Annotated in this window: 20 protein-coding genes; 16 read left to right on the plus strand and 4 right to left on the minus strand. The window is 72.0% G+C overall.

Going from position 1 to position 26853, the window contains the following annotated elements; genetic code table 11:
- The first annotated feature begins 86 nt into the window (after positions 1-86).
- Entirely contained in the window at positions 87-1712 is a 1626-nt protein-coding gene (qcrB, locus tag ACQP2P_RS14690) for a cytochrome bc1 complex cytochrome b subunit (RefSeq protein ID WP_433616435.1), read from the plus strand.
- A gap of 58 nt (positions 1713-1770) precedes the next feature.
- Here qcrB and ACQP2P_RS14695 read toward each other — a convergent pair whose 3' ends face one another.
- Both ACQP2P_RS14695 and ACQP2P_RS14700 read right to left on the minus strand, forming a co-directional pair.
- On the minus strand, positions 1771-2901 hold the full coding sequence (locus ACQP2P_RS14695; RefSeq protein WP_433616436.1) for an alpha/beta hydrolase family protein: 1131 nt from the start codon (positions 2899-2901) through the stop codon (positions 1771-1773).
- Between the two features lie 538 nt (positions 2902-3439).
- The gene (locus tag ACQP2P_RS14700) at positions 3440-3700 is read right to left on the minus strand and encodes a hypothetical protein (RefSeq protein ID WP_433616437.1); all 261 of its coding nucleotides are present in this window, start codon (positions 3698-3700) and stop codon (positions 3440-3442) included.
- A 10-nt stretch (positions 3701-3710) separates the two neighbouring features.
- Here ACQP2P_RS14700 and ACQP2P_RS14705 point away from each other — a divergent pair, with 10 nt between their 5' ends.
- The 14 genes from ACQP2P_RS14705 to ACQP2P_RS14770 all read left to right on the plus strand — a co-directional run bounded on the left by ACQP2P_RS14705 (position 3711) and on the right by ACQP2P_RS14770 (position 21576).
- Positions 3711-5741 carry a hypothetical protein gene (locus ACQP2P_RS14705; RefSeq protein WP_433616439.1) on the plus strand — a complete coding sequence of 677 codons (2031 nt, stop codon included), beginning with the start codon at positions 3711-3713 and terminating at the stop codon, positions 5739-5741.
- A gap of 652 nt (positions 5742-6393) precedes the next feature.
- On the plus strand, positions 6394-7155 hold the full coding sequence (locus ACQP2P_RS14710; RefSeq protein WP_433616440.1) for a glycosyltransferase family 2 protein: 762 nt from the start codon (positions 6394-6396) through the stop codon (positions 7153-7155).
- 55 nt (positions 7156-7210) lie between these two features.
- Positions 7211-8317, plus strand: a complete 1107-nt coding sequence (locus ACQP2P_RS14715; RefSeq protein WP_433616441.1) for a GNAT family N-acetyltransferase — start codon at positions 7211-7213, stop codon at positions 8315-8317.
- 64 nt (positions 8318-8381) lie between these two features.
- Complete coding sequence (locus tag ACQP2P_RS14720) at positions 8382-9845, plus strand: GH39 family glycosyl hydrolase (RefSeq protein WP_433616442.1); 1464 nt, start codon at positions 8382-8384, stop codon at positions 9843-9845.
- The gene (locus ACQP2P_RS14725; RefSeq protein WP_433616443.1) at positions 9842-11143 is read left to right on the plus strand and encodes a hypothetical protein; all 1302 of its coding nucleotides are present in this window, start codon (positions 9842-9844) and stop codon (positions 11141-11143) included. The genes ACQP2P_RS14720 and ACQP2P_RS14725 overlap by 4 nt, the downstream gene beginning before the upstream one ends.
- Complete coding sequence (locus ACQP2P_RS14730) at positions 11140-12183, plus strand: phosphotransferase family protein (RefSeq protein ID WP_433616444.1); 1044 nt, start codon at positions 11140-11142, stop codon at positions 12181-12183. The genes ACQP2P_RS14725 and ACQP2P_RS14730 overlap by 4 nt, the downstream gene beginning before the upstream one ends.
- Complete coding sequence (locus tag ACQP2P_RS14735) at positions 12170-14515, plus strand: glycosyltransferase (protein WP_433616445.1); 2346 nt, start codon at positions 12170-12172, stop codon at positions 14513-14515. The genes ACQP2P_RS14730 and ACQP2P_RS14735 overlap by 14 nt, the downstream gene beginning before the upstream one ends.
- The gene (locus tag ACQP2P_RS14740) at positions 14512-15375 is read left to right on the plus strand and encodes a polysaccharide deacetylase family protein (protein WP_433616446.1); all 864 of its coding nucleotides are present in this window, start codon (positions 14512-14514) and stop codon (positions 15373-15375) included. The genes ACQP2P_RS14735 and ACQP2P_RS14740 overlap by 4 nt, the downstream gene beginning before the upstream one ends.
- Entirely contained in the window at positions 15372-16742 is a 1371-nt protein-coding gene (locus ACQP2P_RS14745; protein WP_433616448.1) for a lipopolysaccharide biosynthesis protein, read from the plus strand. Before ACQP2P_RS14740 ends, ACQP2P_RS14745 begins: the two co-directional genes overlap by 4 nt.
- Positions 16736-18550, plus strand: a complete 1815-nt coding sequence (locus tag ACQP2P_RS14750) for a hypothetical protein (RefSeq protein ID WP_433616449.1) — start codon at positions 16736-16738, stop codon at positions 18548-18550. The genes ACQP2P_RS14745 and ACQP2P_RS14750 overlap by 7 nt, the downstream gene beginning before the upstream one ends.
- A complete protein-coding gene (locus ACQP2P_RS14755; RefSeq protein WP_433616450.1) occupies positions 18547-19038 on the plus strand; it encodes a hypothetical protein in 492 nt (163 codons plus the stop codon). Before ACQP2P_RS14750 ends, ACQP2P_RS14755 begins: the two co-directional genes overlap by 4 nt.
- Positions 19035-19262, plus strand: coding sequence for a hypothetical protein (locus tag ACQP2P_RS14760; protein WP_433616451.1), 228 nt, complete (start codon positions 19035-19037; stop codon positions 19260-19262). The genes ACQP2P_RS14755 and ACQP2P_RS14760 overlap by 4 nt, the downstream gene beginning before the upstream one ends.
- A 208-nt stretch (positions 19263-19470) precedes the next feature.
- Entirely contained in the window at positions 19471-21192 is a 1722-nt protein-coding gene (locus tag ACQP2P_RS14765; RefSeq protein ID WP_433616452.1) for a tetratricopeptide repeat protein, read from the plus strand.
- Positions 21193-21321: 129 nt separating this feature from the next.
- On the plus strand, positions 21322-21576 hold the full coding sequence (locus tag ACQP2P_RS14770; protein ID WP_433616454.1) for a hypothetical protein: 255 nt from the start codon (positions 21322-21324) through the stop codon (positions 21574-21576).
- A gap of 9 nt (positions 21577-21585) precedes the next feature.
- Here the strand turns inward: ACQP2P_RS14770 and ACQP2P_RS14775 are convergent, their stop codons facing one another.
- Positions 21586-22179, minus strand: coding sequence for a hypothetical protein (locus ACQP2P_RS14775; RefSeq protein WP_433616455.1), 594 nt, complete (start codon positions 22177-22179; stop codon positions 21586-21588).
- 67 nt (positions 22180-22246) lie between these two features.
- Here ACQP2P_RS14775 and ACQP2P_RS14780 point away from each other — a divergent pair, with 67 nt between their 5' ends.
- Positions 22247-23614: a hypothetical protein gene (locus ACQP2P_RS14780; protein WP_433616456.1), complete on the plus strand. Its 1368-nt coding sequence runs from the start codon at positions 22247-22249 to the stop codon at positions 23612-23614.
- A gap of 109 nt (positions 23615-23723) precedes the next feature.
- Here the strand turns inward: ACQP2P_RS14780 and ACQP2P_RS14785 are convergent, their stop codons facing one another.
- Positions 23724-26369: a sugar-binding protein gene (locus ACQP2P_RS14785; RefSeq protein WP_433616457.1), complete on the minus strand. Its 2646-nt coding sequence runs from the start codon at positions 26367-26369 to the stop codon at positions 23724-23726.
- Positions 26370-26853: the final 484 nt, after the last annotated feature.

Here is a 26853-nt window from a genome sequence, read left to right on the forward strand (position 1 = left end):
GGCGCGGCCCGGGCTTGGACCTCGTGGCAGGGGGTAGCTCGTGGCTGCAGATCACCGACGGCCGGACCTGCTTGCTGGGAGCTGCCATGAGACGACGCAAGACCGATCTGCGGGCTCTGCTGGCCAACTCGGCGAGAGCGGCCGACGAGCGGTTCCAGGCGGCGACCCCGCTGCGTCGCCTGCTCAACAAGGTCTTCCCGGACCACTGGTCGTTCCTGCTGGGCGAGATCGCGCTCTACTCGTTCGTCGTGCTGCTGCTCAGCGGTACCTTCCTGGCGCTGTTCTTCGACCCGTCCATGCGCGAGACGGCCTACAGCGGCAGCTACCCCCCGCTGCGCGGGGTGGCGATGTCGCAGGCGTACAACACGGCGCTGCAGCTGTCGTTCGACGTGCGCGGCGGCCTGTTCATGCGGCAGATGCACCACTGGGCGGCGCTGCTGTTCGTGGCCGCGATCGTGGTGCACATGTTCCGCGTCTTCTTCACCGGCGCGTTCCGCAAGCCGCGCGAGGCCAACTGGATCGTCGGCATCCTGCTGTTCTGGATGGGCTTCCTGGAGGGCTTCGCCGGCTACTCGCTGCCCGACGACGCCCTGTCCGGCACCGGCCTGCGCATCGCGAGCGCCATCGTGCTGTCGATCCCGATCGTCGGCACCTGGGTGACCACCACGGTGTTCGGTGGCGAGTTCCCGGGTGAGATCATCCTGCCCCGGCTGTACCTCGTGCACGTCCTGCTGGTGCCGGCCGCGCTGGCCGCGCTCATCAGCGTCCACATGGGCCTGCTGGTGAAGCAGAAGCACACCCAGTGGCCCGGCCCCGGCCGGACCAACGAGAACGTGGTCGGCGTGCGGATGTTCCCCGGCTTCGCGGTCAAGTCCGGCGGCTTCTTCATGTTCGTGTTCGCGGTGGTCGCCGCGCTGGCCGGCCTCGTGCAGATCAACCCGATCTGGCTGTACGGACCGTACAAGGCCGCGGTGGTCTCGGCGGCGAGCCAGCCCGACTGGTACGTCATGTTCCTCGACGGCGCCGCCCGTCTCATGCCGGGGTGGGAGATCCGGTTCACCCTGTTCGGCCACGGCTACACCCTCCCGCCGATCTTCTGGCCCACGGTCGTCCTGCCCGGCTTCCTCGCGATATTGCCGATGATCTATCCCTTCATCGAGCAGCGCCTCACGAAGGACAGAGCCATCCACAACCTGCTGGACCGGCCGCGGGACAACCCGACCCGCACCGGGCTCGGCGCGATGGCGATCACGTTCTACGCGATTCTGCTGATCTCCGGCGGCAACGACGTGCTGGCGGACAAGTTCCACATCAGCCTCAACGCGATGATCTGGGCGGGTCGCATCGGCCTGCTCACGCTCCCGGCGCTGGCCTACTACGTGGCGTACCGCATCGCGCTGGGCCTGCAGCAGCACGACCGTGAGGTGCTGGCCCACGGCGTCGAGACCGGCATCATCCGCCGCCTGTCCGACGGCCGCTTCGTCGAGGTCCACCAGCCGCTCCCGTTGGACGGCGACGGCCGGCGCGCCGGGGCGGAGCGTCAGCTGGAGTACTCGGGCGCGGTGGTCCCGAAGAAGATGAACCGGATCGGTGCGCTCGCCCCGACGGTGAGGGGCTTCTTCTTCCCGATCGAGAAGGCCCCCGAGTCGCTGGCTCGCCGCGAGCCCGAGGAGCACGGCGGCGACACCTCGTCGACGGGCGAGCCCGAGTAGCCGGGAAGCTCGGTGCTCAAGGCCGGCGAGCTGGACCGATCCCGGCCGCGGCCGGGCGTCAGCCGATGAACCGTACCTGCGGGAAGGCCGGGCTCGGGCCCTCGAGCAGGCGCTGCCGGCGGCCGCGCAGGTGCAGATCGAAGAAGGCGAGCGGGTAGGCGCGCTGGATGCGCACCGCCCGCGCCGGGTCCAGGGTGCCGATCCAGTCCTCGAGCTCCGCGTCGCTCATGCCCATGCTCCGGGCCGCTTGCGGGATCAGCCACTGGTGGTCGCAGTACCCGGTGTGCGGCGCACCCTCGGCATGCACGCCGAGCCGCCAGCCGCGCAGCAGCGACCAGAATTCCTCGACGGGCTCGGCGGCCCGGGTGAACTGCGCGGTCATGAGCATGAACGGGCGGTCGAGGCCGGCGGGCCGCGGCGCGGACTCCATCGGAGCGTCGAAGCTCAGCCCGGCCCGGACGCGCCGGTCCTCGTGCATCACCAGCGCGGTGGCGGTCGCCCCCTTCGACCAGCCGAACATGCCGATGCGGCGGGGGTCGAGCGCGGCGCCGAGGCCGGGCGGCAGCGGGCGGCGCTCGGCGTCGGGGTTGCGGCCGACGGCGAGGTCCTCGACGCGGTCGAGGACGAACCGGATGTCGTGGGCGTGGTCCCACGGGGTGACCGGCCGGTCGTCGGGGACGACGAGGCGGCCGCCGGGCAGCTCGGTGTACGAGTCGTGGGCGTGGTCGACGGTGACCACGACGTAGCCGTGGCTGGCCAGCTCCTGCACCACGATGGTGGTCTCGCCGCGGTGGCCGCCGGCGCCGTGGGAGTACACGACGACGGGCGCCCGGCCGGGCAGCGCCGCGGCGCCCGCGTGGCCGGCGGTGAGCGGCCCGGCGATGTCCGGGTCGAACCCGTTGTCGGCCAGCAGCGCGCGCAGCGGCGCGGCGGCCATCCACGGGGCCACCGGGTGGCGGCGCAGGTCGCCGGCGGCCGGGTACCAGACACCGGCCATGAGCTGCCGTTCGCCGTCGACGAGGTGCAGGGTCACGGTGCCGATCGGGTGCGGGCCGGTGGGCCGGGGCAGGGTGAGCCGGGCCGGATCGGGGGCGGCCGCCCACCCGCGGCCGGCGCCGGCCGGCGGCGCGGCGGCCGCGGCGGCGAGTGCGGTGGTGAGCAGGCTTCGGCGGGACAGGGCGATGGTCATCAGTCCTCCGGGGTATCGGTGGTCGCGACACGCGCGACGAGCACTTGCGGCCGGCCGATCTCTTCGGCGAGCGCGGTGGCGCCGGCGGGGGTCAGCGTGATCCGGCGCGGCCGCTGACGGCGGGTGCCGCAGCGGAAGTCATGCCAATAGGTTTGCGCAAGAAACCGATTGGCGCAAGAGGCGACTCGAGTGCGGAGCCGCCGTACTCGCGCGCGCTGCGCGGTCGATCTTCAGCGCTCCGCACCGAAACGGCATGTCACGTCAGCGACACTTCGCTACCGGGGCGGGGCGGCCGGGTGCATACTCATGAATCAATGCGTCCGCAGTTGTTCGGACGCGCTTCTCACGTCACCTTGTGATGCGCAGGAACGCCTCGTTCGAGCGGTGTGGTCGCGTCGGTCGCCTGAAGCCTCGTCGCATGGAGGCGCCATGGACACGCGCACGGCATCCCGTGCATTGCCGAGCCGGCGGGTAACGGTGATGCGCCCCAGCAGCGGCGATCATGGCCGAGATGCCGGAGATCGAGCCCGCGCGCACATCAGGCCGGGCCCGCAATGACGAGACCTGGCTGGAGACGTGTCGCCACGGCCGTGGTGGTGGTCGTGGTCGGCAACATCGCGAGCTCGCAGGTCGCGCACGCCGCCGCCTCGACGGTTGCGGCAGCTGACGCCGCCGCGGTGGCCTTGCGCGGCATACCGGTCAACACCACCGACAGCACCGGCAGCGTTGTCGCCAAGTCGTTCAGCACTCCCAGCGCGGCGGTCGCCGGTGACCTCCTGGTCGCGTCGTTGTCGTACAAGACTCCGGGGTTGACTGACATCGCCAATACGGCGCCGAGTGGCTGGACCAAGATTCCGGGTGAGCTGTTCGATGTCTCGGTCACCACCGGCTCGCACCTGGCGGTGGCCGTGAAGGCGGCGGTCGGGGGAACGGAGTCCGGCACGTGGGGATTCGCGAGCGCGCCGGCCGGCCTGGTGATCTCGGTGCTGGCGTACTCCGGCGCCTCCACCACGATCAACACGGCGAGCGGCGCCTACCCGTTCGAGAAGTACGGCTACAAAGCTGAATCCGGCGGGACCAACACCACCACCCACACCGCCCCTGCCTTCACGTCCACCGTGGCAGGCAGTTGGGGCTTCGCCGCCTTCGCCTCCCGCGCCTCCGAGACCTGGACGCCGGGAGCGGGGCTGACCGAACGCTCCGAGGCCAGAGCCGCCACATCGGCCCAGGCCGTGCTCGAGACCAACGACTCGAACGGTGTCATCGCCACCGGTAGCCCGATCACCTACTCGAGTACCGAGTCGGGCGGCACGTCGGTGCAGGTGAGTTTCGCCGGGAACATCATGCCGGGCGGTCAGGCGCCGCAGCCGGGGCGTCCGGCGGTGACCACCGGCGGCGCCACGGGGGTCACCAGCTCTGCCGCCACCGTCTCCGGCACCGTCAACCCCAATGGGTTGAGCACCACGTATCACTTCGAGTACGGCACCACCACGTCCTACGGCACCCAGACGCCCTCACCGGACGGCTCGGCCGGCTCGGGCACGACCGGGACCCAGGTGCCGGCCAGTCTCAGCGGTCTGACTGCCTCCACGACGTACCACTACAGGCTTGTCGCGACCAACTCGGCCGGCACCACCAACGGTTCCGACGCCACCTTCACCACCGGCGCCGCGGGCAGCCTCGGGTATGCCGGGCCGTCGACGGCGGGGGCGGCCGCGACCGGTGAGAAGCCGGAGAGCAAGGTGTGGTGGAACGACGGCCTGTGGTGGGCAACGCTCTACGACACCGTCAGCCAGACCCACCACATCTTCCGGCTGGATCGGTCGACAGAGACCTGGATCGACACCGGAACGCAGACTGACAACAGGGCGGCGACGCACTCCGACACCCTGTGGGACGGCACCCACCTCTATGTCGCCTCCCATGTGAAGGCCAGTTCGTCCAGCGGGGCCACGGCCGGCAACCCGGCGCGGCTCTACCGCTACAGCTACACGCCCGCGACGAGGACGTACACCCTGAACACCGGATTTCCGGTCCAGATCGACAACTACTCCAGCGAGACGCTGACCATCGACAGGGACTCCGCCGGTGCGCTGTGGGCGACCTGGACCCAAGGTTCGAAGGTCTACGCGAACTCCACGACGGGCAGCGACACGACGTGGGGCACGCCCTTCGTGCTCCCGGTCGCCGGCGCATCGTCACTGGACCCCGACGACATCTCGTCCATCGTCGCCATGGGCGACAAGGTCGGCGTGATGTGGAGCAACCAGGCCGATTCGGCGATGTACTTCACCACCCACGCCGACGGCGCGGCGGCGGCGACGTGGTCGGCGGCCACCCCGGTGCTCGGCGGGACCGGTTGGGCCGACGACCACATCAACCTCAAGGCCGATCGGTCCGGGCGCGTCTACGCGGCGGTCAAGACCAGCTTGGACGACGTCGGCGGCTCGGGGTCCGCGCCGCAGATCATGCTCCTCGTGCGGGACCCCTCGACCGGTGGCTGGGCGAGCTATCCGGTCGGCCGCCTCAGCGACTGCCACACCCGGCCGGTCGTCATGCTCGACTCCGAGCACCAGGTCATCTATGTGTTCATGACCGCGCCGGACAGCGGGTGCCCCTTCTCAGGGTCCGACGGGACGATCTTCATGAAGAGCTCCCCGATGGGCACCATCTCCTTCCCGCTGGGCCGGGGCACACCAGTCGTCAGAGACGCCGTGTCGCCGCACCTGAACAACGTGACCTCGAGCAAACAGCCGGTCACCGGCGCAACCGGCCTGGTCATCCTGACCAGCAACGACACGACGCAGCGGTACTGGCACGCGGACATCCCGCTGGGGTGATCGATGAGGGCAGGAACGACGGCCAGCGTGCCTGCCCTCCCGGGTCGCGTGACGGACTCTCCCCTGGCCGCGCGGGCTTACTCCCGCCCGGCCGCCTTCTCACCCGCCTTCTCGCCCTGGCGCATGCGGCAAACCTGATCTCCATGGCCTGGCCCACGGCGTCGAGAGCGCCCGGCCGTCCGAATGTCCACATCGGACGGTTTGTGTCATCGGACGGTGTATGGAAGCCACGCACGATTGCGGGTGATACAGCCGCTGACGTCGCCGATGTCGCGGTTACGGGCGTTCACCGGCTGTTAACGTCGCGTTCGAACCAGGGCGCAGCGGCCATTTCGGCCATGCATGCCGGTTCCATCGTTTCGTGTGCCCATCGGGGGAGGGGCTTGATGATACCTACTGCGCGTTTCGGTCCGGGTGGAACGCGAACGACCAACGGCGTGCTGGGAAGCAGCCGTTCGGTCCGCAACACCGGGAGGAACCGATGACAGGCTCCGGCGACGTCCACAATGCCCTGGATTCCGCCGTCGGCCCGTTCCCCGAGCCGGAACGGGACGACGAGTCATCGATGCGCCTCCCGCGAATGCGGGACTGGACCGACCACATACCGGCCGAACCCATCAGCGGGGTTCCCGGACGGCAGACCGTGAGCGTGGTGATCCCTGCGCTGAACGAGGAGAGGAACATCGCCTGGGTGCTCAACCGGCTGCCATCCATTGTGGACGAGGTGGTCCTCGTCGACGGGCACTCGTCCGACCGCACGGTGGAGATCGCGCGTGCCGTCCGGCCCGACATCGTGATGCTGGCCCAGCACTGCCGGGGCAAGGGAGACGCGGCGCGGGTCGCCTTCGCCGCGGCGAGCGGCGACCTCGTCGTGATGATCGACGCGGACGGCAGCATGGATCCCAGCGAGATCCACCGGTTCGTCACGCCGCTGATGAACGGGTACGACTTCGTGAAGGGCTCGCGGTTCCTGACCGCCGGCGGCTCGACGGATCTGACCCCGCTGCGGCGGATCGGCAACCAGATGCTCGTCCGGATGACGAACAGCATGTTCCTGGTCCGCTTTACCGACCTGTGCTACGGGTTCTGCTCGTTCCGTCGGGCGTGCCTGCCGGCGCTCGCCCTCACGGCGCACGGCTTCGAGATCGAAACCGAACTCGTCGTGCACGCCTTGAAGGCGGGCCTGCGCATCGCCGAGGTGCCGAGCACCGAACTGCCGAGACGGTGCGGTACCTCGAACCTCCGCACGTTCCGAGACGGCCAGCGGGTGCTCCGCACGCTGATCCGGGAGCGGATCGTGCGGCGGCCGCGGCCGATCGTGGACCCGATCGACCACCGGGTCCTGCGCACCTGGCAGTCGCAGGCCGCCGACCTGCCCGACGTCGCGGCGCTCCCCGAGGAGGTCCGGCCGTGACCGGGCACGCGGGATCGTCCGCCGAGGACGCGGCGGGTGCGCTGTGCGCGGCGCCGTGAGCGCGGGTCCTGGCCTGCGGCCCCGCTCGGGCCGGGCCGCCGGCACGGGCACACCGTCTGTGCTGAGCCCGGCACCGGTCGACGCGTGGAAGGAGGTGCTCGACTCCGCCCCGCGGGCGCTGCCGACGCAGTCCCCGGAATGGCTGGAGTGCGTCTGTGCCGTCGACGGGTACGCGAACGCCTCGCGGCTCTACCGCAGCCCGGACGGCCGGCGGCTGGTGCTGCCGTTGGTGCGCCGCACATTCGGTGCGCCGCTGATCGCGATGGAATCCTCGCTTCCGATCGGTTGGGGAGCGGCCGGTCTGCTCGGCGAGGGCGGGACGGTCCGGCCGGAGGACGTACACATGGTCGTCGCCGACCTTGCCGGGCGACGCACGGTCAGTGTCTCGCTGCGCCCCGACCCTTCGACCGTGGAGTCCTGGGAGCAAGGCTGTCCGCCCTGGGTTCAGCGCGAGCCGCGCATGGCGCAGACGCTCTGCCTCGCCGGTGGCTTCGACGAGGTCTGGCGGACCCGGTTCCGCAGTGACACCCGAAACCGGGTCCGGCGAGCGGAACGCGCAAACGTCGTTGTCGAGCGGGACGACACCGGCCGGCTCGTCCCGGTCGTGCGGGAGTTGTACGCCAGGTCCGTCGACCGGTGGGCGCACCAGGACGGCGTGCCGATCCCGCTGGCACGCTGGCGGGCGGCGCGCCTGGAGCCGTCGCACAAGCTGCCGACGGTCGCCCGGGTCCTCGGTCCGCGCTGCCGGATCTACGCTGCGTTCGTGGACGGGCGGCCGGCCGCCGCGATCGTCGTGCTGCTCGGCCAAGCGGTGGCCTGCATGTGGCGGGGCGCGATGGACGAGGAGCTCGCCGGCCCCACGTACGCCACCTACCTGCTGCACCGCACCGCCATCGAGGACGCGGCCGAGGCCGGGTGCGTGTCCTACCACCTGGGCGACTCCGCCCCCGGCTCGTCGCTGGCGCTGTTCAAGAGCCGCTTCGGCGCCGCCGAACAGCATTATGCCGGCTACCGGCTCGATCGAATCCCGATGGTCTCGCTGGCCCGTCGTGCGCGTGGCCTGGCCGGCGCGACGCTGCGGCGCATGAGAGGGCGTGGGTAGGCCCGTGTTCCGCAGATCGTCGCGGTCGCCGAAAGCCCGCGCCGGACGCCGTCGCGTCCTGGTCGTGCTGATCACGATGTCGCTGGTCTCCGCGCTGCTGCTCGTCGCGCGGAGCCCCGGCGACAGACACGCGTCGGACCCGCCGCCCGACGGGTCGCACTCCGCCGACCCCGTCGGCTACGACTGGTCGGCGCCGAAGCTCCACCGCCCCGACCCGGGCACCCTGGCCGTGGGCGTCACCCACACCCAGAACTCGATCGACGACTGGGGCAACCCTGCGGCCTCCGCATCGGCGCAGGCCGTCCTGACCGCCACGGCGACCTACCAGAACCAGCACATCTACGGGTGGGGTGCGGCCAACCCCGAGCCGAGCCCGGGAACGTTCGACTGGTCGTCGCTCGACCGCCGCATGAAGCTCATCAGGTCGACCAACGGCACCCCTGTGATCACACTCTGCTGCGCCCCTGACTGGATGAAGGGCGGCCGCCCGGGGGAGACCGACTGGGACCAGTTGGAGGCGGCGCCCGAGCCGCAGCACTACGCCGACTTCGCCGCGCTCGCCGCGGCCGTCGCCCGCCGGTACCCCGACGTGCGGCACTTTCAGGTATGGAACGAGTTGAAGGGCTTCTGGGACAAAGCCCGCAACCGATGGGACTACGAGGCGTACACGAAGCTCTACAACGCGGTGTACGACGCGTTGAAGGCGGTCGACCACAATGTCGCGGTCGGCGGGCCGTACGTCGTGCTCGACCTCTGGGCGAGCCGTAGCGCCGGCGGTCACCCGTCCGCCCTGACCGGCGCCTGCGGCACGATCGACCAGCGCAGCCTCGACGTGCTCGACTACTGGCTGCAGCACAAGCACGGCGCGGACTTCGTCGCGGTCGACGCCGGTTCAGCGACCCGCGACGGCGGCCGGATCACCGCGACCGGCACGAGCAGCGCGCTGTTCGGTGCCTTGACCCGGTGGCTGCGGCAGCGGACCTCGCTGCCGGTGTGGTGGAGCGAGTTCCACGTCGGCCAGGCCACTGTGGACGGCCAGGCGAAGCTGGTCGCCCGGGCCGTCGGTTCCCTGCTGCACATGGTCGATCAGCAGGCCGCCGCGGCACTCATCTGGCAACCGCAACGCGACGACGACCAACGCGAGGCGGACTCGCCGGCGCTGTGGAGCGCGACCGGCCGGCCGGACGGCGGCCGTCCCCTCGCGTACGCCGAGGCGGTCGCGCGGCTGCAGCAGGTGCTCGCGGACCGGGCGGGGGACAACGCCGTGACGTGGCCGATGCCGGAGCTGGGACTGGTTCGCGCTCGGACGGCGCTGCTGCTCGTCCACCTCGGCGCCGGCCGGATCGAGGTCGAGGTGCAGGGGCGGTCGTTGTGGCTGGACCCGTACCAGGTGCGGTACATCCCCCTGCGGACCGACCGGCCGGCGGACTTCGCGCTGGCCGTCCAGCCCTCGCCGGCGACGGCACCGCCGGATCCATGCCTCGTCCTCACCGCCGCAACCACACGATCGTCGGAGAGCACTCGATGACCAGCGACAACACGACCGATCGGACGGTCCAGGGAGATCCGCACCGGTGGCCGGAACCCACTGGAGCCGAACTCGGGCTTGCCCGTACTGTCCTGGCCGGGCTCGACGACGCGGGCGTACGGTGGTGCCTGCTCCGCGGCGGCCCCGACGGGCTCACCGCCGGGGACGACCTGGACATCCTCGTCGCGGCGGCCGACCGCCTCCGGGCCGCGGCCGTCATCGAGGCGCACGGGCTGATCCGGCTGCGCAGTCACGGCCGGGGGACCCACCGCTTCTTCCTCGGTCTCGACGTCTTCACCAGCACCTGGGTCGAGTTCGACCTCGTGACCGAGATCGCCTACGGCCGCCACTTCGAGGTGCGTACGGACGCCACCGACGAGTGCCTGGCCCGGCGCCGGCGGCAGGACGGCGTGTGGGTGCTCGCGCCCGAGGACGAGTTCTGGGCGCTGCTGCTGCACTGCGTCCTGGACAAGGGCGCCTTTGCGGCGCGCCACGTGCGCCGACTGGACGACCTGGGCCATGCGGCGTCGCTCGACGGCCCGCTGGCCCGTGCGTTGCCGGCTACCGTCGCGCGAGCCCTGCTGCACGACTGGCGGGCGGGGCGGCGGGACGCCCTCGCCGCTCGGCGCCCCGCCCTGCTTGCCGCCTGGCGGCGGACCCGCCCGGTCAGTGTGGCCCGCCGGCTCGTCGCCTCGGCCACGCTGCGGCTCGTGGAGCGGCCGCTGCAGGCCTGGAGCAGACGGGGGATCGGCGTCGCGCTGCTCGGCCCCGACGGTTCGGGGAAGTCGACGCTCGCCACGGGCATCCAGTCGGCGTTCTACTTCCCGGTGCGCCGCGTCTACATGGGACTGTGGCCGTCGGACGAGGCGCCGGTCAGTATGGCCGCGCACGGGCTGCGCATCCTGCGGCGCCCCTTGACCGTATGGCGTCGCTACCTGACCGCACTGCGCCACCGGATGCTCGGGCGGGTCGTGGTGTTCGACCGGTACGTCTACGACGCGCTGTTGCCGCCACGCGGGTCGCTGGTGTGGCTCAAACGGCCGTACTTCCTGCTGCTGAGCCGGCTCTGCCCGGCGCCCGACCTGGTCCTGCTGCTGGACGTGCCGGGCGGCGTCATGCACCTGCGGTCCGGCGAGTACGACCCCGCACACCTGGAGGCCGAGCGCGAGCAGTACCACCGGCTGAGCCGGCGGATCACGCACCTGCAGCGCCTCGACGCCGACCGGCCGCCGGAGCTGGTGCTCGCCGACGCGATCGCGCGCATCTGGCAGCGCTACGCGAGCCGGGTGGCCCGGTGAGGACCACGCTGCAGAAGGCCCGGCCGGTGCTGCGCGACCGCCTCGCCGGCTGGCTGCACCGGCAGGAGCGGCGCTGGACCGCCGCGGTCGCGCCGCGGCTGGTCGCCGACGCGACGGGGATACGGAACACCGGCTGGCGGACCGAGAGCGTCAGCTTCACCAGCACCTCCGTCGCGGTCGCCACGGTCATCCGCTCCGGGTCGCCCGACCGGTACGTGGTCAAGATCCCGTGGACCGCCGCCGGCGCCGACAGCCTGCGGCGTCAGGCGACGGTGCTCGCGACCCTGCAGCAGGATCCGCGGCTGCCCAACCTGCGTCCCGTGCTGCCCCGCTGCCTCGCCCAAGCGACGATCGAGGGGCGTTACTCCTGCGTGGAGGAGGCGCTGCCGGGGGTTTCCGCGACGGCGCTGATGGTACGGCGGCCCGGCCGAACCATGCTCCTACGCGCCGCCACCAGGCTGATCGGTGACCTGCACGCCCGAACCGGGGAACAGACCGCACTCGACCGACCAGCCGTGCGAGGGTGGGTGGACGCACCGCTGGGGCGGCTCGAGCGGTTCGCGCTCACGCTGTCCCAGCCCGCCCGGGTCCTCGATGTGATCGGGCGCCTGCGCGAGGAGCTGATCGCCGTTCTGGTCGGACGGACCGTGCGCGTGTCCTGGATCCACGGCGACTTCTGGCCGGGCAACCTGCTGGCCGCGCCGCCGGGCGCGCGCGTGACCGGGGTCGTCGACTGGGACTGCGCCACACCGGGCCAGCTTCCCCTGTACGACCTGCTGCACCTGCACGTCCTTGCCCGGCGGCTCACCGTCGGCGAAGAGCTCGGCGACATCGTCGTTCACGCCCTGCGCCGCGGCATCGACGAGACGCTCAACGTCCCCGCGCTCGAGGTCGGCGCCTGGCTGGACACGATCCCGCAGCGGGCGGCCCTGCTCCTGTACTGGCTGCGCCACACCCTGCTGTTTATCGACTCGGAAGGTGATCATGGCAACCCACGGTGGCTCCGCGCCAACGTTGAACGCGTTCTTGCCAACATCTGAACCGGCCGGCGACCACGACCCAGCACTGCCGGGCGACGTCGCAGGGTCGGCGGCGCCCACCGTCACCGTCATCATCTGCGTGTACACCGAACGGCGCTGGCCGCAGATCGTGCGCGCGGTCGAGTCGGTGCGGGCACAGGAGACCCCGGCAACGCAGATCGTCCTGGTCGTGGATCACAACGCCGCACTGCTGGACCGCGTCCGGCACACCTTTCGCGGGGTGACGGTCGTGCCGAACAGCGGCCCGCGAGGCCTCTCGGGGGCCCGCAACACCGGCGTGGCCGAGGCGCGCGGGGACATCGTCGCCTTCCTCGACGACGACGCGGAGGCCGAGTCCGACTGGCTGGCCCGCTTGGTGCCGCACTACCGCGAGGAGCGGGTGCTGGCCGTCGGGGGGCGGGCCCTACCGGCGTGGGAGCAGCGGCGCCCGCGGTGGCTGCCGCCCGAGTTCGACTGGGTGGTCGGGTGCAGCTTCACCGGGCAACCGACGGATGTCTCCCCGGTGCGCAACGTCATCGGATGCAACATGTCGTTCCGCCGGACCGTTCTGGACCGCATCGCGGGCTTCAATCCCGCGCTCGGACGGATCGGGCGAACGCCAGTCGGCTGTGAGGAGACGGAACTGTGCATCCGTATCCGGCGCGAGCACCCGGACGGCATCGTCCTGTACGAGCCGGCGGCGCGGGTCCGGCACCGGGTGACCACGGACCGGACGACGTGGCGCTACTTCCGCCGGCGTTGCTTCTCGGAAGGGCGGTCCAAGGCGGTGGTCGCCCGTCTGGTCGGCAGCGACGCGGGACTTTCCGCGGAGCGCGCGTACACCCGCCAGGCGCTGCCGGCCGGGGTGCGCCGCGGGTTGCGCCAGATCCGCGACGGCGACGGCGCCGGGCTGCTGCGGGCCGGGGCGATCGTCGCCGGGCTGCTCGTGACCGCCTCCGGCTATGCCTCCGGTCAGGCGATGCGCGCCTCGGACGCCGCCGGCAGGCCCGCTCGGCGACGGCGCAAGCCGCGGCCGGCACCGATACGCGTGCTCACGGTCGAGCTTTCCGACGGGTTGCCCGCGGTGCCCGACGGCGGCCTGGACGGGAGCCGGTACACGGCGGCACAGATCCTGGTCCGGCTGCACGGGCAGCCGCTGGGGCTGCTCGACGTCCCGCTGCCGCCCGGCGGTCTGACCGCCCCGGCGCTGGCCGGGGTGATCCGGGAACGACTCCGCGACGAGATCGGCGAGCACCTGCGGGAGGACGGCCTGCCGCCGCTGGATCGGCCCGGCTCGAGCATGTCCGGCGAGGCCGGAACCGTCGGCGGTGACGTGTCGTGCCAACTCCGGCGGCCACCGCAGGAGCCCGGCCCGTTCGTCAGCGTGGTCGTGCCGACGTGCGGACGGACACCGCTGTTCGAGGCGGCACTCGACTCGCTCGCCGCGCTGGACTACCCCCGGTACGAGATCGTCGTCGTCGACAACGCCCCGCAGCGGTCCGACACGGCACGGATCGTCGCGCGGCGGGCCGTTGCCGATCCCCGGTTCCGCTGCACCTGCGAACCGCGACCCGGCGTCACCCACGCGCGCAACCGGGGGCTCGCCGAGGCCCGGGGTGAGATCGTGGCCTTCGCGGACGACGACGTGGTGGTGGACCGGTGGTGGCTGCGAGCGCTGGTCGACGGCTTCGCCGACGCCGACGTCGCCGGAGTGACCGGACAGGTACTCGCCCGTGAGCTCGAGGCGCCGGCCCAGATCTGGATCGAGCAGTACGGCGGTTACGGCAAGGGCTGCCGGCGCCGGCGGTTCGACCGGACCGGGTTCGAGACGCACGAGGCGCAGCGCGTACACCGGGTTTCCGCATCGCCCCGCTCGCTCTACCCGTATCTCCCGGGCTCGTACGGCTCCGGAGCGAACATGGCGTTCCGGGCCGCGCAGCTGCGCCGGCTGGGCGGCTTCGACCCGCGACTGCCCAGCGGCGAGGACATCGACGTGCTGCTGCGCCTGGTGCTGGCCGGCCACGCGCTGGTGTACGAACCGGGCGCGATCGTGTGGCACACGCATCGGCGTGAGGTCCGGGCGTTACGGCGCACCGTCTACCAGTACGGCACCGGTCTCAGCGCGGTGCTCGCCAAGTGCGTCGCGACCGATGCCTCGGCCCGCGTGGACCTGCTCAGACGGCTGCCGCGCGGTATGGCGTACGCCCTCCTGCCACGCTCGGGCAAGAACGCGCGGAAGCGCGACGGCTACCCCGCCTCGTTCACCGCTCTGGAGCTGTGCGGGCTGGCGCTGGGCCCGGCCTACTACGCCGCCGCCGCGTGGTCGGCCCGGTCCCGGCGGAGCCATCGATGAGCGCCGCGCGACCGAGGACGGTCGTGCCCGTGCTCGGGTATCACAGCATCAGCGACGAGCGCCGCGACGGGACACTGCGATGGTCGGTTTCCCCCGGCGACTTCGACGAGCAGATGGCGCTGATCAGGCAGCGGGAGTGCACCCCGTTGACGGTCAGCGGGTATGCCGCCGCGCTGCGTGGAGTGGCACCGCTGCCGCCGCGACCGGTGCTGATCACCTTCGACGACGGGTTCCCCGACCTCGCCGAGGCCGCGCTGCCGGTGCTGCGCCGGTACGACCTCACGGCGACCGCGTACGTCATCACGTCCCGGCTGGGCGTAACCCGGCCGACGACCGGCAGCGATCCGGCGCTCGACTGGGACGGGCTGGCAGAGCTGCGGGCGTACGGGGTGGAGATCGGGTCGCACAGCCGCACGCACTGTGCACTCGACTGCCTACGCCGCCGAGCGCTGGACCCGGAGATCGCGCACAGCAGGCGGGAGCTCGAGGACGGGCTCCAGGCGCCCGTGGCGTCGTTCGCCTACCCGTACGGCTACCACAGCCCGGCTGTTCGCCGCGCGGTACAGGACGCCGGCTATTCCGCGGCCTGTGCCGTGAAGAACGCGCTGAGCCACGAGGAAGATGACGTCTTCGCCATCGCCCGGGTCCTGATCGAGCGCGACACCGGCACCGAGGCGCTCGACGCGCTGCTCGACGGGCGGGGCCGGCCGCTCGCCTGGCGCGGCGAGCACCTGCGGACGCGGGGCTGGCGCGCGTACCGGCGGGTCCGCCAGGTTGTGCACGCGGCGCGCCCCGCCGGTCAACCGCGCGTGCCGGACCCGGGTGAGCCGCCTGACCGCGGCCGGGAGGTGGCGTCATGACCGGACGGCACTCCGGCATCGCCGATCCGGCGATCAGGGACGGCGCGACCGCCCTCGACCTCGTCGCCGATACCGCTCCGCTCGCCACGCGGCTGCGCCGCCACCTGCGCAATCCGCTGAACAGCAACGTCTACGCGCTGATGATCAACACGGTCCTCAGTTCGCTGCTGGGCGTCGCGTACTGGGCGATCGCGGCGAGGCTGTACACCCCGGCGCAGCTGGGGATCGGCGCCGCCACGGTTTCGACGATGACGTTCCTGAGCAACCTCTCCCAGCTCAACCTGAACGGGACGCTCGCCCGCTTCCTGCCGGCCGCGGGCGGGCAGGGGACCCGGCTGGTCGGCTACGCCTACGGGACCAGCTGTCTGGTGGCCCTCGGCGTCAGCGGCGCCTTCCTGGCGATCGTCCCCCTCGTCGCCGGCCAGTTCAAGTTCCTGCACCGCACCCCGCTGCTCGCCCTCTGCTTTGCGCTGGCGGTCGCCGGTTGGAGCGTCTTCACGCTGCAGGACAGCGTGCTCACCGCGCTGCGGGGAGCCGTCTGGGTCCCGGCCGAGAACGCCGTTTTCAGCATCCTCAAGATTGCTTTGCTGGTCCTGCTGGCCGGTGCGGCACCGGGCCTCGGGATTTTCGCCTCCTGGAATCTCGCGGTCGTGGCCGCGCTCGTCCCCGTCAACATGCTGGTGTTCCGCAGGCTGCTGCCCCGGTTGCGCGCGCGGGGCGGCGCGGGCGCCCTGCCCGGCCGCCGGGCCCTGGCCCGGTTCGTGGCGCTGGACTACGTCGGATACCTGTTCATGCAGGCCGGCACGAACGCACTGCCCCTGATCGTGACCGCCGAACTGGGCGCGGAGGCCAACGGCGTGTTCTACGTGGCGTGGCTGCTCGGCAGCTCCGCGGAGCTCGTGGCGTACCACTTCGGCACCTCGCTCACCGTGGAGGCCGCCGCCGACGAGTCCCGGCTCGCGGCGTACACACGGCAGATGCTGCGCCGGGCGCTGCTCCTGTTCACGCCGGCGGTCGTCCTGCTCTGCGCGACGGCGCCACTGCTGCTGAAGGTGTTCGGTGAGCAGTACGCCGGAGCGGGCGCGAACACCCTGCGGCTCTTCGCCGTCGCCGTGGTACCCAAGGTAGTGGTGATCGTCTTCGTTGCCGCATCCAGGGTGCAGCGCAGGATCGGGCGCATCATTGTGGTCAATGCCGCGGCGAGCACCCTCGTGCTGTCGCTGACCCTGCTCACCGTGGACGAGCTCGGGGTGACCGGGGTCGGGGTCGCCTACCTGATCGCTCAGCTGGTCGTAGCGGGAGCGGTCCTGCCGGCGCTGCTGCGACTGGGCTGGGGCAGACCGAGAGCGGCGGGGGAGCCATGCTGAGCACGGCGGCCGCGCCGCAGCGCCGGGTGCGCGCCGGCCCGCGAGCTGCTGCCGTGTGGTGCGCGCCCGTGGTCGCGCTCGGGCTCGGGCTCCTGTCCCTGCGGCGCTCGGGCGTCGCCGACATCGGATCCCTCGGCCTCGTCTCGGCGCTGCGACCCGGACTGTACGTCGCGCTCGCGTTGCTCACCGCCAGTTTCGTCGTCGGGGTGTTCCGTCCCCGGCCCGCTCCAGGCCCGCTGCTCGCCGCGCACGTCGTCGTGCTCGTCGTCCTGCTGCACGGCGCGGCGGCGGTCGTCGAGCCGCTGCCGCGGATGATCCCCAGCTGGCTGCATGTCGGCTTCGCCGACTACATCGCACGGACCGGCGACACGCTGCCGCAGCTCGACGCCCGATTCAACTGGCCCGGGTTCTTCGCCCTGGTGGCGATGGCGACCCGGGCGGCGGGGATGCCGGATGCCATGCCGCTGCTCGCCTGGACCGCCGTCTTCCTCAACCTCCTGTACGGCGCGACCGTGTTCCGGCTGGCCCGGGAGCTGTCGTCGCAGGCGCGTACGGCGTGGCTGGCCGTCTGGCTGTTCGTGCCGGCGAACTGGGTGGGGCAGGACTACTTCGGGCCGCAGGGGATGAACTACCTGTTCTACCTGGTGCTGATGCTGGTGCTGGTGGCGTGGTTCGGCCGGCGCCGGGAGGCCCCGCCGCGGGCACCCGGACAGCTCGCCGGCTGGATCCTGCGCGCGTTACGGCTCCCGCCGAGGGCGCTGCGGCTTGCCCCGGACCCGCATCCGGCGGGCCCGGGGTCGCTGGCGGGCCTGATCGGCGTGGTCCTCGTGATCTTCACCGCGAGCACCGTGAGCCACCAGCTCACCCCGATCGCGATCGTCGTCTCCGCCGGCGCGCTGGTGCTGACCGGCTGCTGCACGATGCGGACACTGCCGATCCTGCTGGGCGTCGTGGTCACCGCTTACGTCAGCTACGGCACGGTCCCGTACTGGTCGGGGCACCTGCACGACATGTTCGGCTCCGTCGGCCACGTCGGCGGTACCGTCAGCAGCGCAGCGGTGCAGCGCGTCCGGGGCGACGCCGGCCACCAGGTCGTGGTGCTGTCGCGGCTCGGTCTCGCCGCGGCCGTCTGGGGTATGGCGGCCGTGGCAGCGTGGCGCCGGATGCGGCGCGGGCGGGGGAACCTCGCGTTGATGTCGCTCGCCGCCGCTCCGTTCCTGTTGCTGGCCCTCCAAAGCTACGGCGGCGAGATCCTCCTGCGTGTCTACGCCCTCGCCCTGCCGTTCATGATGATCCTCGCCGCCACGCTGACGACGGCCGGCTGGCCGGCGCGGCGGCACGTCCTCGCCGCCGTGCTGACCGGGGCGCTCAGCGCCGTGCTCATCGGCGCATTCCTTGTCGCGCGCTACGGCAACGAGGCCTTCGAACAGGTCCGGCCCGGCGATTCGCAGGCGGTGGAATGGCTCTATGCGCATGCGCCGGCGGGCGCCTCGTTCATCTCGCTGACGTCGAACGTGCCCTGGCGTGCGCAGAGCATCGAGCGGTACCGGTACGTGCCCCTCGGCGAGGACCTCGGGCCGGCCTCACTGTCCGAGATCGAGAACGACATGCGGGCCAACCCGCACGGTGCATACCTGGTCATCACGAAGGGGCAGTTCGTCTTCGCCGAGTCGTTCCTCGGCAAACCGGCGGGCTGGGGCGAGAGCATCGAACGCGAAGTGGCCGGCTCCGGCCGGTTCCGGCCGGTCTACGCCAACCCTGACGCGAGGGTCTATGTCCTCGCCGCCCCCGCAGGCGCCGGCCGATGAAGGACACCACCGAGCCGAGAGCGGCGAAGCCGGGCGTGGCCGACCGGAACAGCATTCCCAACCCGCGCCGGGCGACCGGAATGCTCCAGCACCGGGCCGCGACGCCGCGATGGCCGGACGGGTCCCGGCCGCCCAACGTCTGGCCACCGCTGCTGACGCTGCTCGCCGGCGCTGGGGTTCTCGCCCTCGCCCGCCTGAGCGGACCCGGCACCGTGCGAGCGGTTGCCGTGCTCGCCTACCTCACGGTCGTCCCGGGGCTGGCCTGCGTGCGGCTGATCCGGGTGCCGGACCGCCTCACGCAGTTCGTCCTCGGCGTCGCGCTCAGCCTGGCGCTCGGCACCCTCGTCGCCCAGGCAATGGTGCAGCTGCGGCGCTGGTCACCGCTGCTCGGACTCTGTGCCCTCGTGACCGTAGGATCGGTCGCGGCCCTGACCGAGCTGGTCCGGAACAGGCGCGCGACGCGACGCGGGAGCGTGAACTCCTCATGAGCCCCCTGCTCCTCAGATCGCTGTGGACCGGCGAGGGCCCCTGGGTGTGGGGCCACGCCGCCCTGCTCACCCTGCTGCTCGGGACGCTCGTCGCCCGGGTCGTGCTGCAGAGTGCTGTACGGTCGCCGAACAGCAGGGCCCTTCGCGCGCTCAACATGGCGATCGCACCACTGCTCGTCGTCTTTCTCGTCGTGGTGCTGCAACGGTTTCGCGGGCTCAGTTAGCGATCGTGATCCATCCGGGCTCGTTTCCCTCGCCCCTCGCCGCTGTATCCCCAGGCCCACGCAGCGATCTTCCCATCCATCGATGCAAGGCTCTATGATGCTGATCACTGCATTGTGATCCCTGCCGGAGGTGGCCCATGCGGAAAATGACGATCCGCCACAAGAGTGCCGTGCGCCTGTTGTCCGGAGCGCGGCGACTCTGGCTGGAATGGTGCTGGTAGGACGCCGCCGGGCGGGCGCCTGCGAGCGCCCGCCCTACGACTGCCACCGCGACCTCGGCCCCTACGCGGGGGCCGGCGCATTCCTCGCCGACCTCGCCCGCGACGATCCCCGGCAGGCCGCCCGTCACGCCGCCGAGCTGCACGCCATCGTCCCGGCCCGGCACCCGGCCCCGGCGGACGAGCGGCCGATCCGGTTCCACCCCGCTCGGCGTACCGCCGCCCTCTCGTTCGGGGCGGCGGAGTTCGTGGCCGCGTGCGCCGTGCGCCGTCCCCTGACCGTCCACTTCGTCCACGCCGACGCGGCCGACGAGACGACCGCGGAACTCCTCGCGACGCTGACGCGGCGGCTCGCGTCGACGCCGGCGGCCCTGCACCTGCACGACGGGGGACCGCCCGAGCCGGAGGCCGAGTCCCGGCCGGCCAACCTGCGGGCCATGCTGGGCGAGAGCCTGGCGCGCGGCTTCTACCACCACGCCGTGCGGACCGCGCGCCGCGGCCGGGCCGCCGTCACGCCCGGGACCGACCTTGCCCACTGGTGGTCGTTCACCACGGGACTGGCCACCGCCCTCGCCGCGCTCGGCCACGCCGGTGAGGCACTGCAGTTGTACGACGAAGCCCGAGCCGCCACCGACGATCCCGGGATCACGATGTCGGCCGCGTACTCCACAGCCATGCTGTACGCCCGCCACCTTCCCCCGGCGCGGCAGAACCCGGCCCTGGCCAGACAGTGGCTGGAGAGGGCGCTGCACCTGGCCGGCGGCATCACCGACGAACGCCGGCGCGTCGTGTCGACCGTCTTCTACGAGCAGGGCATCGCGCTGCTGGACAGCCGCGAGGGCCGGGCGGACCAGGCGCTGGAGCTGGTGAACTCCGGTCTGGCGAAGCTGTCCACCGTCCTGGGCGCCGATGAGCGCCGGCAGGACCAGGCCCGCCTCCGGCACAACCGCGCCCAGCTCCACGTGGCGCTCGGCAACGCCGCCGAGGCGCTGGCCGACCTCGACGACGTCATCGCCTTCGACCCCGGCAACTGCGAGTACTACGTCGATCGGGCGGCCTTGCACCGTGCCGCCGGGCGTACGAGCGCCGCCCTGGGCGACTACGCGACGGCGATCGAGCTCGGACCACACCTGCCGGAGGCGTACTACAACCGCGCGACCCTGTATGAGGAGACCGGACGCAGCGGGCCGGCGCGTGAGGACCTGCGGCGCGTCCTGGCCATCGATCCGGCCCATCTCGACGCCCGCGTAGCGCTGGCGAACCTCCATCTCGCCCGGGGCGACCTCGCCGCCGCCGAAGCGTGCGTACGCTCAGCTCCGGCCGAGCGGCGCGACACGCCCGCGCTGCTGTGCACGCTGGGCCTGATCCGCTCCGAACGCGGTGCCCTCGACGAGGCCGACGATCTGCTGACACGGGCCCTCGACGCCGATCCCGGCCTGGCCGAGGCGTGGACCAACCGAGCCGCCGTACGCTTCGAACGCGGCGACGCGTCCGCCGCGCTGGCCGACCTCGACCGCGCGGTGGTGCTGTCGACCGCGGCCGAGCCTCGCTACAACCGCGCCACCGCGCTGATGCGGTTGGAGCGCTGGGGCGAGGCCGCTGACGACCTGACTGCCGCGCTGGCCGTGCCCGGCCTGGACGCCAAGCTCCGCCGCGACCTGCGCGCCGGGCTCGACCGGTGTCGGGCTCACGCGTCGTCTCCTCGGCGTTGACGTCCAGTTGTCAAGCGGACCCGTCAGCCGGAGACCTTCGGCCGGGCTCATCCCGCGCGCCGTCCCCGGCTTCCGCCCCGACCTCGCGTACGACCGCCGGCTGCCCGGATCCATCGACATGATCGTCGGTTGATCGGGGCAGCGATGCGTCCCGCCGTCGTCGCGGTTCGCGGCTGTGGCGCGGCCATTGCCCTTGGCGATCCGGACGGGGACGTCCGGGACGCGATGCTCGAAACCATCGCCCACCGCGGTCGTGCGGAGCCGGAGACGGTCGACTGGCTCTTCGCGCTGGCGAGCGGTGCCGATGAGCGGCGGCTACGGCGTACCGCGCTCGTCCAGCTCGCGCAGCGTGTTCTTGCCGAGGCGTCCGGCTGCGCCGAGTAGGCGCCGGCGTCACAGATCCAGGCGGTACCCCAGCCGCAGGCGTAGTTCCACGCACACCTCGTCGGCCGGGATCGTGTAGACCGCCGGGCCGCCCCAGTCGGCGTATTCCCGGTCGTGGTCGGCGATGTCGTTCTCGGACAGGTCGAGCAGGGTGAGCCGGTCGAGGGCCGCCGCGCGCAGCAGTGCGCCCAGCCCGCCGCAGCGTACGTTGCGCAGTACCAGTTCCCGCAGGGCCGGCATCGACGCGTCCGCCAGGGCCTCGAAGCCTTCCGGCGTCACCGGGTTGCCGCTGAGGTCGAGCCGGGTCACGGTGGTGCACAGCGGGCTGTCGGTGAGTGCGCGGATGCCGTCGTGGCCGACCGCGTTGCCGACCAGCTCCAGGTGCGTCACGGCGGTCAATGCGGGATTGGCCGCCAACGCCGCGGTCCCGCTGTCGCCGAGCTGGTTGCGGTGCAGCACGAGCCGCTCCACGTCGGCGAACCGGGTGTCGGTGCGCAGCAGAGCGTGCGAGCCGGGCTCCAGCCCGACGTCGCGCAGCGTCACCGACCGGGTCTGCGCGGCCCGGCTCAGCTGCTCGGCCAGCGCTCGATGCCCATCGCTCATGCGGTCTGCGCCTCTCCGTGGGAAGTACCGGTCATCGACGGTAGCGACCCATTGCTACGGTGCGGGGATGCGGGCGCACGGCGGCGGAGCGGACGGGGAGCGGCACTGCCCGCCCCGGCGCCCCGAGCTGGCGTCCACGGTGCCGGTGCCGGACGCCTGGCACGAGTCGTACCTGCCGCCGGCGGTCGGCGGCGGGCTGCTGCTCGCCGCCGCGGGCGCCGCGGGCGACGCGGAAGCCGGCACGGTGCCGGCGCTCGTCGCGCTGGACGCCCGCTCGGCGGTGGAGCGCTTCCGGGTGCGGGTGCCGCTCGGGTGGCGGGGAGCGGAAGGGTGTCAGGTGGGCGTGCCGCGCCCGCTGCCGGACGCCCGCATCCTGCTGCCGGTCTACCAGTGGGACGAGTCGTTCACGGTGTACCTGATCGATGCGGACGGCCGGATCCTGCGCGCGGACGATCTCGCCGACGGCCGCGAGCCGGCCCTGGACGTGTACGGCGCCGACGTGAGCGTCAAGCTGTGGCAGGAGCCGCTCGCCGTGGGGACCGGCGCCTACCTCGCGTCATGGGTGTACCGGGCCTGCTCCTGGCACCTGCAGTGCCGGGACCTGGCGACCGGGGCACTGCGCTGGGAGGCGGCGGAGCGGGCCCTCGCCGCGGCCGGGGACCTCGCCGTCACCGAGACCGCGCCGGGCCAGGACGACGGGGGTGCGATCGTCGGCCGCGCGATCGCCGACGGCCGCGAGCGGTGGCGGCTGCCGCCGTGCCAGATCTTCCCGCGGCGGGCTCGCTCGTTCGGCGCGGTGGTGGGGGACACGGTGGTGCTGGTGGACCGCGGGCGCCGGCTCGCCGCGGAAGCGGCCCGCGAGGAGGCGATCGTCGCGCGCGCGGCGGAGTCCGACGTGGAACCCGACCTCGACGAGCCGGCTCGAGCCTGGGAACGGCGGCATCCGGCGCCGGGGGAGGAGCTGATCGGCTACGACCTGGCCGGCGGGCGCGAGCGATGGTGCTACCCGGTGGGCGGCGAGGTCGTCGCGATCGCCGAGGGCCCCGCGATGGTCTGTGCCGTGGTCGTCGACGGCGAGCGGCGCTACCGGCTGGAGCGGATCCTCGTGGACGGGCCGCGGGCGCGCCGCAGTGCTCCCGTCGACATCGACCTCGGTGGCGGCGGCGACGTCGCGCGCCGGGACCCGCCGGTGATCGCGTACGTGGACGCCACCCATCTGCTGCTGGCGAGCCCGGCCGAACTGGTCTGCGTGTCCACCGCCGCGCCGGAGACGGTCGTGTGGCGGCTCCCGTTGCCGGACAGCCCGCCGGCGCCCCGGCCGAACCCCGGCGACCGCCGGATGCTCGGGGCCTCGATCGCCGTCGCGCACGGCCGCGTCTGGGTGCGCGGCACCGACTCGGCATGGATGTTCGTCGAGGCGGCCGCCGGCTCGTAGCCCGCCCGATCCGGCGGCCGCCCGCACGGGCGCGGCTCGCAGCGACAGGCGACTGTGATCCGAACCCGGCCGGAGGGGCGGCGTGAACCGTCCCTCCGGCCGGGTGTGCTCAGTTCAGCGGCTGGGCGATGCCCGTCGTCGCGTCGCCGGACTGGTACGACACCAGCAGCGTGGTGCCGCTGGGCAGTGCGGTCGCCGTCGGCAGCCACACGTTCTTGGAGCCGCCGCGCTCGAAGCCGACCGTGGTCTGCGCCAGGATCGTCGTGCCGTCCCAGACGAACACCCGTGCGGTGCCCGCCTTGCCGGTCTTGAGCTCGGCCCCGACGCCGGTCGGCTGCTGCCGTACCTTCTTGATCTGGATCGTGCCGTCAGCCAGCGGCGTCCAGCCGCCGGGGGCGACCTTGTCCGCGCTCGACTGCAGGATGGTCTGCGGCGAGTCGACGCTCCTCGCCGCCGTGTCCGGCATGATCGGCGCCTTGGGCGAGGACGGCTTGGTCTGGTAGCCCTCGAGGGTGGCGACGCCCCAGCGCCACGGGTCGGCCCGGACGCCGCTCCACGTCGACCAGCCGACGCGGGTCTGCGCCGTCAGGTCCTGCGTGTCGGAGTCGTTCACCAGGATGTTCAGGCCCATCTTCGTCGCGTCGACGTTGTCGGGCAGGACGCTGAACGGCACCTTCACCTCGATCCGGTATCCGGTGTACGGGTTGCTGGTGACGACCGAGGCGACCTGCATGCCGGGCGCGGTCTGCAGGCCGGGGCCCTGGTGGTTGTCCCGCTCCCGGGCGTAGCACGGGGGGTTGCCGTTGGCGGGATCGTTGGTGATCGGGAACAACGCCACGTTGAAGACCGTGGAGGTGTTCGCCGAGCCGCCGCGCGGGTCGATGCCGAACTCGATGTTGTCGTTGCGCCGGGGGCGCTTGCAGTCCTCCGGCGGCAGCACCGAGCCGAGCACGTCGTCGGTGATGTCGAACAGCGCGTAGATCGCGTCGTCGGTGTAGGTCAGGCGGGCCGTGCCGGAGATGTCCGCGGCCGTGGTCCGCGCGCCCTCCCACAGGGTGGAGATGTCGATGGCCGGGCCGGTGTACTCGCCGGGGCTCGCCGTGCCGTCGACGGCCGGAGCCTTCGCCGCCTTGGGGATGGTCGTGACCGGCACGATGTTGAGGACACCGGGCTCGGTGGCGCTGCCGCCGGCGTAGGTGGTCTCGATCCGCACCGGGTAGCGGCCGTCGTTCGGCGCTCGGTTGGCGGTCGGCAGTGACGCGTCGGTGTTGGTCACGGTGAACGTGACCGATCCGCGCGCGCCGGGCTGCAGGCCGCTGTAGCTCTGCTGCGCCTCGGCGACGGAGAAGCCGGCGGGCACGTTGAGCTTCACCGTGCCGGACTGCGCCTTGTCGCTGTAGTTGGTGAGGTCGACCCGGACCGGCCGGGTGCCTCCGCTGGGGATGCTCAGCATCGACTCGATCAGCGCGTCGAGGGACTGCACGCCGTTGTGCTGGGTCCACTCCCGGAAGTCACCGACCTCCGGCAGCGGCTCCAGCGTGCCGCGGACGGGGGCGGTGGCCTGCACCAGCGTGGTGTTGCTCCCGGTGCCGTCCTTCTTGGTGGTCATGGTCGCCTTGAGCCGGAACCGCTCGCCGGCCACCAGCCCGGCCGGCGGGGTGACGGTGAACTTGGCGACGGACTCCTTGTTGTTCGGCGTGATGGTGCCGAGCTCGCCACTGCCCTTGACGGACCAGCCCGCCGGGGCCTCCAGGGCCACCTTCGCGCCGGGGATCGCCTGGTCGGCGCGCGCGGTGGCGGTGACCTCGAACGGCTGGCCCGCCAGCACCTCCCAGTGCTGCGCGCGGACGTACAGCTCGGTGCCGAGCGGCAGCCCGCCCTGGGCGCGCATGGTGGCACCCTGCAGCGCGGCGGTGCCGCCGGTGTTCGGGGCCGGATACGGTGTCCGGCTGTCGATCATGGTGATCCGGTTGCAGCCGATGCTCGCCGGGTTGGTCGCGGCGTCCGCCGTGCCGGCCCAGCCCTGGGAGGCGTACTCGCGCCGGGCCCACACGCCGACCTGGTTCCAGCGGGTGCCGCTGTGCCGGGCCGACTCGTAACCCTGCCAGGTGCCGAAGATGACGTCGGTCGCCTGCGCCGGGGTGAACGTCGTCTCGCACGCCGGTCCGCTGGCGCCGGTGCCGCTCCCGCCGGCCTGGAAGAGGCGGGCCGGCCGGAACGGCTTGAGCCCTTCCTTGGTGATCTGCTCGGGGAAGACACTGGGGTCCGCGGCGGCGTAGAACGCCTCGACGGCGAGCATCGCGGCTTCCTGGTGGTTGCCGTGGTTGCCCTGGGTCGCCGACGGGTTCATCGTGACGATGACTTCCGGTTTGGTGGTCCGGATCGTCCGCACGATGCGCGACAGCGAGTTCTGGTAGCCCCAGATCTGCTTGGACAGCGGCGCGCTCGCGGTGTAGTAGAAGTCGAGCGCGTCGAGGTTGTAGACGTTCTTGACGCCGGCCCAGCCGACGGCCCGGCGTTCCTCGCCCTCGCGCAGGATGCCGAGCGCGGGACCTTCCTCGAGGCCGACCGCGTTGCCGCCGCCCTCGCCCCGGGTCATCGTGATGACACCGGCCTTCATGTTGTGGGTCTCGTTCCAGTAGCCGAACATGCCGAGCTGTCCGGCTTCGTCGTCCGGATGTGCACCGATGAACATGATGTCCAGGTCGATGGGTGCGCTCGGCTTGGCCTGCGCGGGGCTTGCCAGGCCCGTCAACAACAGACCGCACGCGGCGATCACGGCTTTGGCGCGCCATCTCATAGGGGCATACCTCTTCGTGTGGTGGATACGGGGGGTACTCCTGGGGCCGCTGGCGACTTGCCGGGTTAATTTGGACTGGAAAATAAGTGTGGGACCACGGCGTGTCCCGCACGCGCAGCGACCGTCCGCTGTGGACGGTCACAAGGGGTGTCGCAGCGCCCGGCGAGTCCGTCAGCGCTGGAATGACGTTGAGGCGTAACGCTAGGGATCGCTTGAAACGGCTGTCAACACCTCGGGCGGAGCTTTTCTTCGTTATAGAAATAATCATCCGTTGGCGGTACCCGGCCGGCCTGACGAAGTGTTCACGTATGTCCATATTTGCGGCTGTACTGTGTCCGCATTACTGTCTTTTACGCGGGTAGCCGGCGGGTGGACCTGGTTGAGGCTGGCCAGGGTTCAGGGGTTTGCGGCGACCCGTCGAGATCATTCCGTGACTTGA

The organism is Dactylosporangium sp. CA-139114 (genome assembly GCF_050955725.1).
GTDB lineage: Bacteria > Actinomycetota > Actinomycetes > Mycobacteriales > Micromonosporaceae > Dactylosporangium.